General features: G+C 40.5%; 19 protein-coding genes. 11 read left to right on the top strand and 8 right to left on the bottom strand.

All coding sequences use genetic code 11. The features are described from left to right. Window positions 1-38 precede the first annotated feature (38 nt). Window positions 39-590, bottom strand: coding sequence for a dienelactone hydrolase family protein (locus FW757_RS01855; protein ID WP_149981006.1), 552 nt, complete (start codon window positions 588-590; stop codon window positions 39-41). 449 nt (window positions 591-1,039) lie between these two features. On the opposite strand from FW757_RS01855, the gene FW757_RS01850 reads away from it, so the two are divergent. Beyond that, window positions 1,040-1,183, top strand: coding sequence for a hypothetical protein (locus tag FW757_RS01850; protein ID WP_182717921.1), 144 nt, complete (start codon window positions 1,040-1,042; stop codon window positions 1,181-1,183). Window positions 1,184-1,309: 126 nt separating this feature from the next. Beyond that, complete coding sequence (locus FW757_RS01845; RefSeq protein ID WP_182717919.1) at window positions 1,310-2,197, top strand: TIGR02285 family protein; 888 nt, start codon at window positions 1,310-1,312, stop codon at window positions 2,195-2,197. 19 nt (window positions 2,198-2,216) lie between these two features. Here the strand turns inward: FW757_RS01845 and FW757_RS01840 are convergent, their stop codons facing one another. From FW757_RS01840 to rnm, 5 genes are all read right to left on the bottom strand, one after another. Then, a complete protein-coding gene (locus FW757_RS01840) occupies window positions 2,217-2,795 on the bottom strand; it encodes a YceI family protein (protein WP_145233661.1) in 579 nt (192 codons plus the stop codon). A 3-nt stretch (window positions 2,796-2,798) separates the two neighbouring features. After that, window positions 2,799-3,353 (bottom strand): cytochrome b, encoded by a 555-nt coding sequence (locus FW757_RS01835; RefSeq protein ID WP_149981004.1) that lies wholly within the window; start codon window positions 3,351-3,353, stop codon window positions 2,799-2,801. A 193-nt stretch (window positions 3,354-3,546) separates the two neighbouring features. Beyond that, window positions 3,547-4,380 (bottom strand): segregation and condensation protein A, encoded by an 834-nt coding sequence (locus tag FW757_RS01830; protein WP_182718908.1) that lies wholly within the window; start codon window positions 4,378-4,380, stop codon window positions 3,547-3,549. Window positions 4,381-4,395: 15 nt separating this feature from the next. Next, window positions 4,396-5,016: an L-threonylcarbamoyladenylate synthase gene (locus FW757_RS01825; RefSeq protein ID WP_145233655.1), complete on the bottom strand. Its 621-nt coding sequence runs from the start codon at window positions 5,014-5,016 to the stop codon at window positions 4,396-4,398. Continuing rightward, window positions 5,009-5,866, bottom strand: a complete 858-nt coding sequence (rnm, locus tag FW757_RS01820) for an RNase RNM (RefSeq protein ID WP_182718907.1) — start codon at window positions 5,864-5,866, stop codon at window positions 5,009-5,011. The genes FW757_RS01825 and rnm overlap by 8 nt, the downstream gene beginning before the upstream one ends. 423 nt (window positions 5,867-6,289) lie before the next feature. On the opposite strand from rnm, the gene FW757_RS01815 reads away from it, so the two are divergent. From FW757_RS01815 to trpA, 6 genes are read left to right on the top strand one after another with little or no spacing between them, the layout of a single operon-like run. After that, entirely contained in the window at window positions 6,290-7,858 is a 1,569-nt protein-coding gene (locus FW757_RS01815) for an anthranilate synthase component 1 (protein WP_145233651.1), read from the top strand. A gap of 1 nt (window position 7,859) precedes the next feature. After that, window positions 7,860-8,477: an aminodeoxychorismate/anthranilate synthase component II gene (locus FW757_RS01810; RefSeq protein ID WP_182718905.1), complete on the top strand. Its 618-nt coding sequence runs from the start codon at window positions 7,860-7,862 to the stop codon at window positions 8,475-8,477. Between the two features lie 53 nt (window positions 8,478-8,530). After that, on the top strand, window positions 8,531-9,559 hold the full coding sequence (gene trpD / locus FW757_RS01805; RefSeq protein WP_259398526.1) for an anthranilate phosphoribosyltransferase: 1,029 nt from the start codon (window positions 8,531-8,533) through the stop codon (window positions 9,557-9,559). Further along, window positions 9,552-10,916, top strand: coding sequence for a bifunctional indole-3-glycerol-phosphate synthase TrpC/phosphoribosylanthranilate isomerase TrpF (trpCF, locus tag FW757_RS01800; RefSeq protein WP_182718903.1), 1,365 nt, complete (start codon window positions 9,552-9,554; stop codon window positions 10,914-10,916). Before trpD ends, trpCF begins: the two co-directional genes overlap by 8 nt. A gap of 7 nt (window positions 10,917-10,923) precedes the next feature. After that, window positions 10,924-12,108, top strand: coding sequence for a tryptophan synthase subunit beta (gene trpB / locus FW757_RS01795; protein WP_145233645.1), 1,185 nt, complete (start codon window positions 10,924-10,926; stop codon window positions 12,106-12,108). After that, entirely contained in the window at window positions 12,105-12,935 is an 831-nt protein-coding gene (gene trpA, locus FW757_RS01790) for a tryptophan synthase subunit alpha (protein WP_182731444.1), read from the top strand. Before trpB ends, trpA begins: the two co-directional genes overlap by 4 nt. A gap of 60 nt (window positions 12,936-12,995) precedes the next feature. Here the strand turns inward: trpA and FW757_RS01785 are convergent, their stop codons facing one another. Further along, the gene (locus FW757_RS01785; protein ID WP_145233641.1) at window positions 12,996-13,265 is read right to left on the bottom strand and encodes an HU family DNA-binding protein; all 270 of its coding nucleotides are present in this window, start codon (window positions 13,263-13,265) and stop codon (window positions 12,996-12,998) included. Between the two features lie 174 nt (window positions 13,266-13,439). On the opposite strand from FW757_RS01785, the gene FW757_RS01780 reads away from it, so the two are divergent. Continuing rightward, the gene (locus FW757_RS01780) at window positions 13,440-14,033 is read left to right on the top strand and encodes an inner membrane-spanning protein YciB (protein ID WP_145233638.1); all 594 of its coding nucleotides are present in this window, start codon (window positions 13,440-13,442) and stop codon (window positions 14,031-14,033) included. Window positions 14,034-14,093: 60 nt separating this feature from the next. Further along, window positions 14,094-14,735 (top strand): CPBP family intramembrane glutamic endopeptidase, encoded by a 642-nt coding sequence (locus FW757_RS01775; RefSeq protein WP_145233636.1) that lies wholly within the window; start codon window positions 14,094-14,096, stop codon window positions 14,733-14,735. A gap of 66 nt (window positions 14,736-14,801) precedes the next feature. On the opposite strand, the gene FW757_RS01770 is transcribed toward FW757_RS01775, so the two are convergent. Beyond that, complete coding sequence (locus tag FW757_RS01770) at window positions 14,802-16,226, bottom strand: sodium-dependent transporter (RefSeq protein WP_182718902.1); 1,425 nt, start codon at window positions 16,224-16,226, stop codon at window positions 14,802-14,804. A gap of 316 nt (window positions 16,227-16,542) precedes the next feature. Here FW757_RS01770 and FW757_RS01765 point away from each other — a divergent pair, with 316 nt between their 5' ends. Further along, window positions 16,543-16,845, top strand: coding sequence for a YciI family protein (locus FW757_RS01765; protein ID WP_182718901.1), 303 nt, complete (start codon window positions 16,543-16,545; stop codon window positions 16,843-16,845). Window positions 16,846-16,963 lie beyond the last annotated feature (118 nt).

Raw genomic sequence — 16,963 nt, 5'->3', positions numbered from 1 at the left:
AAGTATAGCCAAGATTTTTTACAAGGTAGTAATTTCAGTTAATTATTTTCAGTGAGCAAGTATTGGCTATATTGTTGATAACCAAAGCTATCGAAGCCTTTTGACAAGGGATTCATAAACCCATGACCGTAGTCTGCACGCTGGCATTGCACTTTGATTTGCTGCTCTAAACAAGCGAGCACAGGATGAATATCAAAGTGCACTTCTTGCTTCGCAAAAATAAACTCGCAGGCCACGCTGGCAGACAAATCTAAATAATGACGAACTTGATTTGGATAAAATGCCACTAATCTTTTTATCTGTGAATTTTTCACAGTTGCTTGGCTTCGCCACGCAGCGGCTCCACCAGCACTAAAACCGATTACCGTAGTTGGTTTAGTTACTCTACTAAGAATGGTATTAAGCTTGTTGAAATAGTTATCGTGACCACACTCAGTGATAAATAAATCATACTGTAATTGCTCATCAATCACTGGCTGCAATTGCCCATCGTACGGATCGACAATTATGCTTTTAGCGTTAAATTGCCGTGCAAAGTGACTCAAATGAGCGGTTTTACCAAAAATATCACTAACGATAATGTATTCCATAGCCAAATCTTATTATTTACAGTTAAATTACCGCACAACAGTTAAAATACCGCTAAACGCCTTTTTCAGATTAGCTAATTAAAATACAGCAGTTAAAATACAATGGCTAGAATAAAGTTAAAATAATGCTTGCGTAAATAAAATTACTGGGGTAAATTGTCCTCTTGGTCCTAAAAAAGCCTCGCGGTTAACCTCTTTACCCTGATCCAGTAATCCCCGCAAAACGTATATTATAGAGCTAAGTTATTGTACGGCGAGAACCCCAATTCAGACTACGGCATATTTTTAAATAGTCGCATAAATGTCATAAAGATCGTCAACACTGTAATGAAGCTAAACACAACACGGTCTATCTAATTGTGCTTTGAAAGCTAATAAAGAAATTAGCGCACATTAAAGATAACAAGAAAAAAGTGAGTTTTATTATGTCTTATAGTTACAACGGATCTATGATCCAAATCGCACATCCAGTGCAATCAATTTCAGTAAATAAACAACGTGTTATTTTTTCTGATACACAAGGTTTAAAAAATACCTTATTTACAAAAGCAAGTGACGCACGTCAATTTGTTAAATGGTTAAAAGCCAATTAATCGATACTGATTTGCTTCCTCGCAATTTAAATGACGCCAGCTAATGCTGGCGTTTTGCTTTTTTTAAGCTAACTATTTAACAGCTGCTACACTTAGTATATTAATAATTTATCTGTGGTTGAATTAATGCATTATGCCTTTCGTTATGCTTTTTTATCATTGTTAATTAGCACTCCTTTGCATGCTAAAACAATTGATTGGATAGTCACTGACTTTGCCCCTTATTATATTTTTAACGATCAATACGCAGGAACAGGCCGCGATGAAGGTGTTATCGCCTTATTAGAACAACAGCTTCCTAGCTATACATTCAACCGTACTATTTTTCCATCAAGTCGCACAATACAGGAGCTGTCTAACCCAAATCATACTTACTGCATGCTCTCGCTATACCAAAGCCCGCACCGCAAACAACACATCAGCTTTAGTGAACAGACTTCGACGGTTGGCTTATCGCCTTCTATTGCTATTCACCAAGAGCTTGTGCAACATCTCAAGCTTGAAACAAGTACACCTGCATCATTGAAAACCCTACTCAATCAATACCAACTTGCACTGGGGATTTCTATGAGCCGATCATACGGTAATGCTATTGATGCAGTAATTAATAATAGTGCCGACGCATCGATAATTATTCGACCTGGTCGCGATACCCTTGCCAGTTTGACTTACATGTTAAAGAAAAAGCGCATTGATATTTTATTGGGCTACCCAAGCGAGCATTACTATTTAGCAAAATCGATGGGGTTTGAAGATCAGTTAATGCAATTGCCTCTGACTGAAGCTCCCGATCTGAGTTATGGCTATATTGGCTGTACTAATACCGAGCAAGGTATCGCGCAAGTTGAAGTGCTTAATGCAGCACTGAAAGAAATAAAACAACAACCAGCCTACCACGAAGTGTTATTACGTTGGTTACCAGATAATTTAAAACCGTTACTAGAGCAACGTTACAAGCAAACAAAAACGCCCCAACTGAGTGAGGCGTTTATCAATATTAGCATATTTATTTAACCTGAATTCAGGTTAGGTTTTACTTACGCACACCTTCAATATACAAACCAATATCAACATGTGTAGATGCAGGACCTAGGTTGTAATCAATACCAAAATCAGCAAGCTTTAAACTGGTTTCACCTTCAAAGCCAACTCGGTAACCACCCCATGGATCTTTACCTTCACCAATTTTATCGATTTCAAAGGTAATCGTTTTTGTTACACCATGAAGGGTAAACTCACCTGTTACATCAGCTTCATCACCCTCTTCATCAAACTTAATTGACGTACTTTTGAAGGTCGCTGTTGGAAACTTATCAACATTTAAAAACTCTTTACCACGTAAATGCTTATCACGTTCAGCATGGTTCGAATCGATACTTTTAGTATCAATATTAACCATGATCTGTGATGCGTCTGGGTTAGCTGCATCGTAGCTAAAGCCGCCGTCAAAAGTATTAAAACGACCGTGTAACCAGCTATAACCTAAATGCTTAATTTTAAAGTTTACAAATGCATGGGCACCTTGAGTGTCAATAACATAATCTGCAGCGTGTGCAGTATTAGCACCAAACAATGTTGCTGCTACTGCAGCTGAAAGTAATATTTTTTTCATTTATTAATCATCCTTTTGTGGTTTTATCATTCTAACTAAGGTTTTATCTTTATCGATAAAGTGATGTTTTAACGCCCCAAGAGCATGTAAAACCACTAATCCTATGAGGCTACACGCCACATAGTAGTGAACTTTACCTGCAATATCTGCTTGATTAGCTACTGAAAAATCAATTGCGGGAATACTAAATAAGGTAAACACCTCAATTGCACGACCATCCGCAGTAGAAATCAAATACCCTGAAATCACAATGACGCTAAGCAGTAGATATAAAAATATATGTACTGTATGCGCTACATTATTTAACGCTTTACTGCTGCCCGCTACTGGCTCAGGCTGCGTGCCCAATGCACGCCAAGCAAATCTAAAAATTAATAAAGCAACTAAGGTGATCCCTACGCTTTTATGTAAATCCAAAGAACCTTTATACCAACTATCGTAATAAGTAAGTTCAACCATGTACAAGCCAAGGCCAAATAAGCCAATCACCATTACCGCCATTAACCAATGTAATAAAATGGCAACCACACCGTACGAAGATTTTGTATTTTTAAGCATGTGTTATTAATTCCATTATCGAATGACATCAGAATAGCGCGTACCTAGATAGAAGAAAATAGCTAATAACAAACAAGTTATGTGCGTATATGCACAAGTAAGATTAAATTTAGCAAGTTAGCAAGTTAGCAAGTTAGCAAGTTAGCAAGTTAGCAAGTTAATCAATGATAAACATCATCACCCTAATAATTGTTTAATTATTTTCAACCAAACCGATATAAATTTGTGTTGTAGGATCGACTTGCAAGCAAGTGATAAGGTTTTCTTTGATGAGCTCTAGCATAGCAATAAAGCTAACCACTACACCACTGCGGCCTTCGTCAAGAGTGAATAAGTCAGTGAAAGGAAGTTGCGTGCCGACTGTCGATAACTTTTGCAAAATTAAACTCATTCTTTCGCGAGTTGATAAAGCTTCAGCGGTTATTTGATGATGCTCAAAAGTTTTAGCTCGCGCCATCACATCACTGAGCGCAAATAGTAAATCTTTTAAATCAACATCCGGTAACAATTGAGCATGCTCGCTCTGCTCAGGCACTAATGCGTGGGCAATAAAAATATCACGGCCAACACGTGGAATATCATCAAGGTTCTGCGCAGCTAGCTTAAATTGTTCATACTCTTGTAAACGACGAACTAATTCAGCCCGTGGATCTTCTTCTTCCTCAAGCTCTTCATGTTTTGGCAGTAATAGTCGTGATTTTATTTGTGCAAGTAATGCCGCCATCACCAAATATTCACCTGCAAGCTCCAATTGAAACTCGGTCATCATTTCAACATAACGGACGTATTGTTCAGTAATGCTAAAAATCGACAATTCCAGAATATCTAACTTATGTTTTTTTATTAAATATAGTAATAAATCAAGTGGCCCTTCAAAGGTTTCTAAAATTACTTCTAGAGCGTCTGGCGGAATATACAAATCTTCCGGGGTATTCATTACTTCTTTGCCATGCAAAAAAGCCAGCGGCAACTTTTGTTGCGCCGGCTCTCGTATTTGAGCTACATCATCAGTATGTAGTTCGTTCATGGTTTATCGGCGTAGTTATTCAAATGGAGCTGTATCGCCACAGCCTACACGCAGCACCTCAACAGTATCTTCTGACAGGTCGATCACTGTGGTTGCTTGCTCAGCTAAATAGCCGCCATGAATAATTAAATCAACTTGATTACCTATGCGATCACGTATCTCGTCCGGATCAGACTCAGTAAACTGCTCACCGGGTAAAATTAATGAACACGACATCAATGGCTCACCTAACTCGGCTAACAATGCGCAGGTAATTGGATGTTCTATTACACGAATACCAATGGTTTTTTTCTTGTCGTTTAACAAACGTTTTGGTACTTCTTTAGTGCCTTTAAAGATAAACGTATAAGGCCCGGGTGTATTGTTTTTAATTAATCTAAACAGTTGGTTATCTACTCGTGCATAAGTAGAAAGCTCAGATAGATCACGACATACTAAGGTAAAGTTATGGTGTTTTTCAATACCACGGATGCGCTCAATACGCTCTTTTGCTTGTTTGTTACCTAAATTACAGCCTATTGCATAGCCTGAATCGGTTGGGTATACCACCACACCACCTTGTTTGATAATGTCGACCGCTTGATTAATTAAGCGTGGTTGTGGATTATCTGGATGAATATGAAAAAAATCACTCATTTAGTTCTCCTGTTTGCCCTTCCCAAGTTTGCCAAACGCCTTGGCAATCTTTTGGCAAATATAAGTTTTTTCCTAATTCTAGCCAACTAGTAGGAAAATGAAAATCAGATCCTTGCGAACACAGTAAATCGTATTCACGGCTCAATTCGCCTAAAAACTGTCGCTCAGTTGGTGCTTGTTGTGGTTGTGCAACTTCCATTGCATCGCCACCGGCATCTTTAAACTGACTCAATAATTTGCGCAGCCATTTATTTGACATTTGATAACGCCCAGGGTGGGCAATCACAGCAACGCCACCTGCGGCATGAATGGCGGCAATGGCGGTTTGCATATCACACCAATCGCTTGGTACGTAACCCGTTTTAGCGCGGCCAAGGTATTTTTTAAACACCCCAGGAATTGTGGTTGCAACGCCACGAGCAATAAGTGCTCTTGCATAATGTGCACGGGTAATTTGTGCATCTGCGGCAAGCTCTTGCGCTTGTTGATAAATGCCATCAAAGCCATTTTTCTCTAAACGGCGACCAATCTCGACAGCTCTATCAGCACGTTTTTGCTGTTGGATAGTCAATAAGCTGGTCAGTGTTGACTCGTTGATATCTACGTTTAATGCCACGATGTGGATCTCAAAACTTTCCCACTTAGTGGAAATTTCAACCCCTGATATCAAGGTTAATGGTAGAGATTCGCTTTCTATATATGCTTGTGCAGGTTTAACCGCAGCAGTGGTGTCGTGATCAGTGATCGCAAACACATCTATCTTTTTTTCAACTGCACGCAATAATAATTGCTCAACAGTTAATTGCCCGTCAGAATGTGTGGTATGACTGTGTAAATCGTATTTTATCAAAAGAGAAGACTGCTCTTATTAAATGTGCGAAAGTTGTTATTAAGTATAACAAAATTTTTTAATAAATTGTTTTAAATAAATACTTGACACTAACGCCGTTGATACGGTTTACTGTAGTCACTTGAGACACAAATAGAACTACAACAATGATCAATTCAATCCAAAACACTATCTGGTGGTGGCACTCGTAAATTATCGGGTGACGAATTGTCGTGTCTAACACATTCTAAACCCGCTTATTGCGGGTTTTTTTATATTTAAATTTTAGGGTAACAAACATGAATAACGTAGCAACTCTTACACATCATTGGTGGTGGCGCCTGGTATAGCGGGACGGTAATGGTCTATCTGAAACATAGGTATCGTTATTCAAACCCCGCATAGCTTAGCTTGCGGGGTTTTATTTTTTTGAGGGAATGAGGTTTGATTTTTAGTCATATAACAACAACGCCAGGTGAAGTTACTAGCATCACCGAAGTGCGAGAATATATACATAGCCCATTGGCACTATATGGATTGCTTGATAAAGATAATTCATTACTGTTAGAGTCAGCAGAAATTGATTCTAAAGACAGTGTCAAAAGTTTAATTTTGGTAGATTGTGCACTAAAAATAATCTGCACAGGTAAAACAGTCACAGTAACGGCGCAATCTAATAATGGTCAGCAATTACTGCCTTATTTACAAACTAAATTAGAAAACTGCCATACTCAATTAAACAAGCAAACTCTCAGCATCGAATATCAAGGTATCGATCATAATATTGATGAAGCCTCAAAGCTGATTGCCGATAATGCTTTTAGTGCCTTGCGCTGTTGTATAAATAGTATCAGCAGCACCACAAACAATCCATTTTCGTTATTTTTAGGCGGTGTGTTTGCTTACGACATGGTAGCCAACTTTGAACAACTGAGTGATGTACCAGATGGAGAAAATAGCTGTCCTGATTACGTATTTTATTTAGCTGAAACCTTAGTGGTAATTGATCACCAAGCTAAAACCACTGAGCTGATTGGTAACGTTTTTAATGGCCCTGATGTGCATGCAAACTGTTTTGAAGTGGGTAAAAAGCTCGAACGTTTAAATACCTTATGCGACCAAGCCGATAGCTATAGTGCGCAGCAAAGTGCTGGCATCAGTGACGTCAGTGTTGATATTAGTGACGAGCTCTATTGCCAACAGGTCAATAGTTTGAAAAAACACATTGTCGATGGCGATATTTTTCAAGTTGTGCCATCGCGTACCTTCTCGTTAGCTTGCGCCAACCCACTACATGCCTACAGCCAACTAAAAAAACAAAATCCAAGCCCGTACATGTTTTATATGCGCGACAGTGAATTTGCGTTATTTGGTGCCTCTCCTGAGTCAGCTTTAAAGTTTTGCGCTACATCACAACAAGTTGAAGTATATCCAATTGCAGGAACTCGCCCGCGAGGAAAGTTTGCTAATGGCCAAATTAATCCAGATTTAGACAGTCGTATTGAACTGGAACTGCGCAACGACCAAAAAGAGCGTGCTGAGCATTTAATGTTGGTTGATTTAGCACGAAATGACGTAGCTCGTATCAGTGTCCCGGGAACTCGCCACGCAAAAGAGCTATTAAAGGTCGACCGTTATTCGCAAGTAATGCATTTAGTGTCACGCGTTGTTGGCACATTAAAACCTCAGCTGGATGCCCTACACGCTTACCAAGCCTGTATGAACATGGGCACTTTAGTTGGTGCGCCTAAAGTCAGCGCGGCAGAGTTGGTAAGGCAAACTGAAGGTAAGCGCCGTGGTAGTTACGGTGGTGCGGTAGGTTATTTAACCGGTGACGGCGCCATGGACAGTTGCATTGTTATTCGCTCGGCTTTTGTTAAAAATAATACCGCGTATGTACAAGCCGGTGCCGGAGTTGTGTTTGACTCAGACCCTCAATCTGAAGCTAATGAGACTCGTGCTAAAGCACAAGCGGTTATTACAGCCATTCAATCGACGTACCAAGGACACTAAAATGAGTGAAAACATCAACAACTTAACGGACTTAAAAATCTACTTTTTAGATAATTTTGATTCATTTAGTTATAACTTAGTCGATGAACTTTCTATGTTAGGCAGCGATTTAGTGGTATATCGTAACAACATAGACGCGCAGGTGATTTATGACAAAATGTGTGCGGAAACTAAACCAGTGATTTTAGTACTGTCGCCGGGCCCAGGCACCCCCACTGCGGCGGGCTGTTTAATGGCATTGATTGAACTATGCAAAGGCCGTTTTCCAATGTTGGGGATTTGCCTTGGTCAACAAGCACTAACACAAAGTTATGGCGGTATTATTGGCCATGCTGGAGAAACCGTACATGGTAAATCATCAATCATTGAGCTTGGTGAGCACCCAGTATTTGCAGGTATGGGTGAACGTATGCCTGTTGCACGTTATCATTCACTGATGGCCACGAAAGTACCCGACAGTGTTGCAGTGATAGCCCACTATGAGTCAATACCGATGGCAATTTATCATCGTGACGATAAAGCCCTTGGCTATCAATTTCATCCTGAGTCTATTTTGACGCCCAATGGCGCCGCGCTACTTCAACAAAGTATGCAATTTTTAGCCAGTGCACAGCAGTAGAGGATAGTATGTCAGTAAACCAACAATCAGCCAGTGAGGCGAGCATTGGCTCAATGATTGATGTGTTATTAACGCAAACATCATTAAGCTTTAGTCAAAGCCAACAGTTATTTGATGCCATTATGCAAGGCAAAGTAAATGACATCGAACTGGCAGCCATCTTAGTGGCACTGAAAATAAAAGGTGAAGTAAGCGACGAAATCGCAGGAGCTGCCGCATCAATGCGTGCTAATGCGATACCTTTTATTACTCACTTAACAAACCTTGTCGATAGTTGTGGCACTGGCGGCGATGGCTCAAACACTATTAATATTAGCACCACCGCCGCCATCGTTGCTGCAGCTTGCGGTATAAATATGGTCAAACACGGTAATCGCAGTGTTTCGAGCAACTCCGGCTCCGCTGATTTACTCAAAGCATTGGGCATCAATATAGACATGAAACCAGCACACGCGGCGCAGTGTTTAGAGCAAACCGGCTTTACGTTTTTGTTTGCTCCGCATTATCACAGCGGCGTACGCCATGCTATGGGTGTGCGAACGACCTTAAAAACCCGTACTATTTTTAATATTTTAGGGCCATTGGCAAATCCAGCAGCACCGGATGTGCAATTATTGGGGGTATATGATGAAAGTTTATGCTTAGCGATGGCACACACCTTAAAAACGTTAGGTACACCGCGCGCAATGGTCGTTCATGGCTCGGGTACCGATGAAATAGCCTTGCACGGTGAAACGACCGTCGCAGAGCTTAACAACGGAAAAATCAGCCAGTACACACTTACCCCTGCTGATTTTGGTCTTGCAAACTATTCACTTGAACAACTTGCCGGTGAAGGGCCAGAATATAACGCCAAGGCTAGCATGGCTATTTTAGCTGGTAACGGCACCGACGCGCACAATGCGGCCATTATTGTTAACGTTGCTGCGTTGCTTTATTTAACCAATAAAGCCGACGATTTTAAAAGTGCCGCGATGCAAGTTAAAGAGATTTTACAAAGCGGCCGTGCATTGAATACCTTAAATGCCATTGTCATAAGCAGTAATAAAGAATACGCAAACTCCGAGGTTAGTAATGGCTAATGTATTAGACAAAATAGTTACAGATAAAAAAATAGAGCTCATCGAACGCAAATCCAAGCGCCCTCTTGAGAGCTTTAAGCATCAAGCAATACCCACAAATCGTGATTTTTATAAAGCCCTTTCAGCGCCTGGCACTCAGTTTATTTTGGAATGCAAAAAGGCCTCGCCATCAAAAGGCCTTATTCGAGAGCCGTTTGATTTAGCCGAGATCACCCGTGTTTATAAAAACTACGCTAGCTGCATCAGTGTGTTAACCGATGAAAAATATTTTCAGGGTAGTTTTGATTATCTCGAATTTGTGCGCAGTCAAGTAGAGCAACCATTGATCTGTAAAGATTTCTTTATTGATGAATACCAAATTTATTTGGCCCGTATTTATGGCGGCGATGCTATTTTATTAATGTTGTCAGTACTCGATGATACGCAATATCAATCGCTTGAAAAAGTTGCAAAAAGCCTAAACATGGCAATCCTCACCGAAGTGAGTAACGAAGCTGAAGTACATAGAGCTCTTGCACTCAATGCGCAAATTATTGGTATTAATAACCGTGATTTACGTGATTTGAGCACAAACTTAGCTACCACAGAGGCACTAAGAAAGCTTATTCCTGATAACAAAGTGGTTATTTCAGAATCAGGTATTTACACACACCAAGATGTAAAACGCTTGGCCCCGTTGTGTAATGGCTTTTTAATCGGTAGTTCACTGATGGCTGAGCGTGATTTAGAGCGCGCTTGTCGAAGCGTAATTTTAGGTGAAAACAAAGTTTGTGGCTTAACCCGTAGCCAAGATGCCATTGCCGCTTATGAAAGTGGTGCCGTTTATGGGGGGCTAATTTTTGCACCTAAATCCCCTCGATTTGTTGATTTAGATTGTGCAAAACAAGTTATGCAAAGTGCCCCGCTTGCCTATGTAGGCGTATTTGTAAACGCAACAATCGCAGACGTTGTCAATCATGCTCAGAGCTTAAAGCTTGCAGCAGTGCAATTACATGGCCAAGAAGACGCAGTCTATATAAACGAACTGCGTCCTTTGCTACCAAGTAATTGCCAGATTTGGAAGGCGCAAGCTGTGAAGGATAGCTTGCCAGCACCTGTCAATGGCGTTGATCGCCACTTATACGATACTCACAGCGATACACAAGCTGGCGGTACCGGTAAGACCTTTGATTGGGCAATACTCAAAGAGACTAAGCAGCCATTTATGCTTGCTGGTGGCTTAAACCCAGAAAATATTCAAGGTGCATTATATCAAGGTGCGCATGGACTCGACCTAAATTCAGGGGTTGAGCAAAGCGCCGGTAAAAAATGCCCAAACAAATTAAATGATGCATTTATTAGCATCCGTAAATATTGAGGTCAATATGAATAATCCAGCTTATTTCGGCGAATTTGGCGGCATGTTTGTCCCAGAATTGCTAGTACCAGCACTTAAACAACTCGAAAACGAATTTAATAAATCGCAAACAGATCCGGCTTTTCAAGCTGAACTGGAAAAGTTACTTAATGAATATGCTGGCCGTCCTACGCCGCTGACATTAACGCGTAACTTAATTAAAAACCCAAAAGTAAAATTATACTTAAAGCGTGAAGACTTACTGCACGGTGGCGCGCACAAAACGAATCAGGTGTTAGGCCAAGCACTATTAACTCAACGCATGGGTAAAAAACAAGTTATTGCTGAAACAGGCGCAGGCCAACACGGCGTTGCAACGGCGCTTGCGTGTGCATTACTTGGTTTAAAATGCCGTATTTATATGGGCGCTAAAGACGTGGCACGCCAACAACCAAACGTATTTAGAATGAAACTAATGGGCGCTGAAGTGATCCCGGTTACTGCAGGCTCTGGCACATTAAAAGATGCCGTAAACGAAGCGCTTCGTGATTGGTCAGCAAATTATAAAGAAGCGCATTACTTACTTGGTACTGCTGCAGGTCCTCACCCATTCCCTACCATCGTTCGTGAGTTCCAAAAAGTGATTGGTGAAGAAGCGAAACAACAAGTATTAAAAGCTGAAGGTCGCCTCCCTGATGCGGTGCTTGCTTGTGTAGGCGGTGGCTCTAACGCCATTGGTATGTTTACAGATTTTATTGACGAGCCAAGTGTAAAACTCATTGGCGTAGAGCCCGCTGGCAAAGGGCTTGATACCCACGAGCACGGTGCAACAATCTGTAAAGGAACCAAAGGTATTTTGCACGGTACTTATACCTATATAATGCAAAATGATGATGGCCAGATTGAGGAATCATATTCTGTCTCAGCGGGTCTTGATTACCCAGCTGTTGGCCCACAACATGCGTTTTTACATGAAACTGGCCGTGCGCAATATGTGGGTATTACAGATACCGAAGCATTAGAAGCATTCCAATTACTGGCTAAAAACGAAGGGATTATTCCTGCGCTCGAATCAAGTCATGCACTAGCTTACGCACTGAAGTATGCAGAGCAGCAAACTGAAGAGTCAATTTTAGTAGTGAATCTAAGTGGTCGCGGCGACAAAGACTTATCACACGTTATGGATGTACTTTCTAAAGGGGATCAGTTATGAGCCAGACAGCAATTCAAAAAACAGACCGCTACGGTAAAATGTTCGCCCGTTTAAGCGAGCTAAATCAAGGTGCATTTGTGCCGTTTGTTACAATTGGCGATCCAAATAAAGAACTGAGCGTTGAAATAATCAAAAGCTTAATTGATGGCGGCGCTGATGGCTTAGAGCTGGGTATTCCATTTTCAGACCCAATAGCAGATGGCCCAGTTATTCAAGCTGCCAATATTCGCGCTCTTAAAGTAAATATAAATACCCAAGATTGCTTTGATATCATCAAACAAGTACGCCAGTACAATGCTGATATCCCAATTGGTTTATTGTTGTATTCGAACTTAGTTTTTAAACGCGGTTTAGAGGCTTTTTACCAAGATGCCAAAGCAGTTGGCGTTGACTCAATTCTAGTTGCAGATGTGCCGCTTCATGAATCTAAAATGTTTCGCAAAGCGGCAATGAGTAATGGCATTGACCCCATTTTTATAGCCACGCCTAACGCACCTGATGACACTTTACGCGAATGTGCCTCTTATGGCCGTGGTTATACTTATTTGCTATCTCGTGCGGGTGTAACAGGCACAGAAACTAAAGCACAAATGCCTGCGACATCAATTGTCACTAAACTAAAAGAATACCACAGCGCCCCTGCGTTATTAGGTTTTGGGATTTCAACCCCTGATGATGTAAAAGCAGCACTTAATGCCGGTGCAGCGGGTGCTATATCTGGCTCGGCGGTAGTGAAAATTATTGAAGCGAATCTCGATACCCCTCAAGCTATGCTCAGTGGTTTACAAGAGTTCGTAGCGAGCATGAAAGCTGCAACTGCGCTGTAAATTCATACTTCGAAAATAAGAAAAGGGCCTGTTGCGGCCCTTTTCTGGTAATCAAACGCGTTAAAGACTCTCTTTCAACGCTTTTGCTGCTTTAAATACAGGCTTGTTAGCGCCTTCAATGTCTATTGCCTCTCCCGTTTGTGGGTTGCGTCCTGTACGTGCGGGATAATAACTTAACGCAAACGTGCCAAAGCCATTTACTTGCACTTGATCACCTTCTGATAATGATTTAGTGATGGCTGCAAGCATGCTTGATAAAGCCGCTTGAGAATCTTTTTTAGTTAATTCACTGTGTGCAGACATTGCACTAATCAGTTGTGCTTTATTCATAAAATGCTCCTAAAAATACCGCTTACTCAGTCACTGTTCAGCAGATTTTGGTAATGATTGAATACAAAGGCACGCAGGCTAAGGGTTAGTAACTACTAAGTCAACCTTGTAAACAACACAATAAGTTGATACAACCTCTGCAACTATTTTTGGTTTTAAATTTTTGGGCATTTTATGCATGCAATAATTGAGTTTATTCCGCTAATTTTATTTTTTGCGGTATTCAAGTTAGTTGATATTTACTGGGCAACGGCATTATTAATGGGCACCACTTTTCTGCAGGTCGCTTATTCTTATTTTAAAATAGGCAAAGTACCTACACGCCAATGGTTATTTTTTGCCATTGCAGTGATTTTAGGCACTCTTACGCTGGTGTTTCATGATGAACAATTTGTGAAGTGGAAAGCCACTATCATCTACGCTGTGCTCTCATTAAGCTTATTGATCAGTCGCTACTTTCTTGGTAAAAATTTAGTTAAACAAGCACTCAGTGCCATTTTAAATAATGCATCAGACTCTGAGCAAGAAATTACCGTACCTGAGTCGCTTTGGGATAAACTCAACATATTGTGGATAGCGATCACAGCGGGAATATCAGCGTTAAATATCTATATCGCTTATAACTTTTCTCTCGATTTTTGGGTTAACTTTAAAGTGTTTGGCTTAATGGGGATCACATTTGTCAGTCTTTTTGCCACTATCATCATGTTGTATAAATATTTACCCGATGAAGATGAGCCCAAAGTAGACAATAAAAAGCGCTCTTAATGTCATAAATATGTCGTCTTAGCTTGTTAGCCTAGTATACAAAATCACGCTGAGACGACCTTGAACGCCAATCAATACCGCTGGTTTGAATTTACCTTTATATTTGTATGCCTTCCTTTGCTGGGTTTTTACCTTCGTGCCTACCTTGCTAATTGGCTGATCCCCGCGTTAATCGTGTTAATGAGTGTCTGCGGTATGTTGCTGCTAGGCGATCCCCACTTTAAACGCTTTAGACTTACCAGCCTTGGTCAATTTTCCGCAGTGAAACGCCGACTGTTTAGTTTCTTTTTTATCGGCGCACTGTTTTCAGGGGTTTTTTACGGGATCATTAATCAAGGTAATTGGTTTATGCTGCCTCGAAACTCATTTAATGACTGGTTAATGTTACTCGCGTTCTATCCATTATTGTCAGTCATGCCGCAAGAGTTGATATTTCGAACTTATTTTTTTCATCGTTATAAACGCATCATGCCAAAAAAAACGGTGCGCATAATTGTTAGCGCCACAGTATTTGCTTTAGCGCATATTGTTTATGCTAATTGGGTGGCAGTACTACTGGCATTTATAGGCGGGTTATTATTTGCATTTACCTATGCTCAAAGCCGCTCCACGTTTGTCTGCGTTATCGAACACAGCTTATGGGGACTGTGGATGTTTACATTAGGAATAGGTCAGTACTTAGATTCGGCAACAATCTCTTAACTGAAAAAGCCGTGCTAATGATACTTAACACGGCTTAATTATGGGAAGCTCAATTAGTTGTATTAATTAAAAACCGAAAATGCTCATAGCAAAAAACTTAGTCGCTACGGTATTAATAAATATAACTACTAAAATTACCGGAATAAAGGTTGATAGCGAAAAATTAACGTATTTTTCAGTAAAGCTACCTGCATAGCCTGGACAACCTTGGCTTAGCTCTTCACTTAAACGTACTTTTTTCCAGCGATACATCACGAATAAACATACCATTAAACCATTCAATGGCAAGATAGTGTCGTAAAATACATCATACACAATATCAAATAAGCTTTTAGACGCTCCACCATAGTTAGTAAATGAAGTTAACCCTTCAACCATACCAAACGACATAGTACATAACACTGTCAGTACACCGATGCTACCAGTTAATATCAGTAACGCCATTTTACGACTTATGCCTTTACGGTCACTTAGCGTAGCTGTTGGCACCTCAACGATGGATACCAACGAGGTAATTGCAGCAAAAAATACCAGCAAGAAAAACACAAACGCAACAATTGATGCACCAACATAGCCAATATCAGTTTGTAGCGCGAGTAAAATCTTTGGTAAAAACTCAAAAATCATCGACACAGATGAGTCAGACAATTTAGTAGGATCAGTATCTGGGTTAAAACTAAAGATAGCTGGTAGCACCATAAGACCGGCAATAAACGCCACCAGTGAATCAGTCAGTGCAACCATTTTAGCACTGCCAACAATGTCATCCTTTTTCGAGATATATGAAGCGTAAGTCATCAATATACCCATGCCCAACGACAATGAGAAAAACGCTTGCGCTAATGCACCATTCAAGACACTGGCATTCATCTTAGAAAAATCAGGGATAATATAGTACTTAACGCCAGCCATAGCATTGTCTAGCGTCAATACATACGCCACTAATGCGATTAGCAATACGAACAATGCGGGCATTAAAAACTTAGCTGCTTTTTCAATCCCTTGCTTAACACCACCGACTAAAATCAAATTAACAATTAATGCCACGGCTGCCATATACGCAAACACGCTGGAACTATTAATAAACACCCCAAAGCTTTTTGGATCAGCCAACACATCTAAGTTCCCAACCGCAACTTGGCTTAAGTAACCAAAAATCCAGACTGTAATAACCATGTAAAACACTGCAATCATAAACGGGGTTAATACTGCTAAAAAGCCAGCAAAACTCCACTTAGCATCATTACCTGATAATAACTTGTAAGAGCCTAGTGGATCTTTTTGTGCTTGGCGTCCCATTGCCATCTCTGCCATCATTACCGGCAAACAAATAAACACAACAAATAGCGCGTAAACGAGCAAAAATGCACCACCACCATTTTTTGTTGCTGAGACTGGAAAACCAACCAAGTTACCAATACCGACCGCAGAGCCAGCAGCTGCTAATATAAATCCGAGGCGGGAGCTAAAATGCTCACGAGTATCGCTCATTTAAAAACCTTATTATTATTTTGTACCATTCAAGCGACTCTACCAGTGTTGTGCTGGGCTTTTCAAGCAGATTCCACTTAAAAATATAATGATACTGTAAACCTTAGAGGTTGTTGTTCTTTTAAGATTAAAATTTGTTCAAGCTAACAGTGATTAAATCGCAGCATCAGTTTATAGCCTCGAAAGTTAACTAAAAACTGCGTAAAGCTTTCGCGCTTTAGTAAGACTCTAAACTAATCGCAATTTATTCGCCTATTAATTTTGCTGTGCTAATATCAGCATAATTCCAATAATATTGAAATCCAGAGAACACACCATGTTGTATATGATTTACTCAACTGATGTTGAAAATAGCTTAGAATTAAGAAAAGCCGCCCGCCCTGCTCATTTAGCACGCTTGCAAGAATTAGAGGAGCAAGGCCGATTACTGACAGCAGGTCCATTACCTGCCATTGATAGCGCCGAGCCAGCTGACGCTGGTTTTACTGGCTCTTTAGTGATTGCAGAATTTAGCTCATTAGAAGCGGCTCGCGAATGGGCTGCAGCAGATCCTTACGTAAACGGTGGCGTATATGAAAACTCACAAGTTAAACCGTTTAAGAAAGTTTTTCCTGGCTAAGTAAAACCAACAACCAAACTGGATTACACTGTTTAAATGAACCAGAATTTAATGCAATGGCTATAAGACTTAGAGCCAAATCACCACAATTCAGTGTTTGTTCACCGGATGTTAATTA

The sequence above is a fragment of the Pseudoalteromonas sp. 1181_04 genome (genome assembly GCF_052850545.1).
This window is presented reverse-complemented; position numbering and strand designations above follow the sequence as displayed.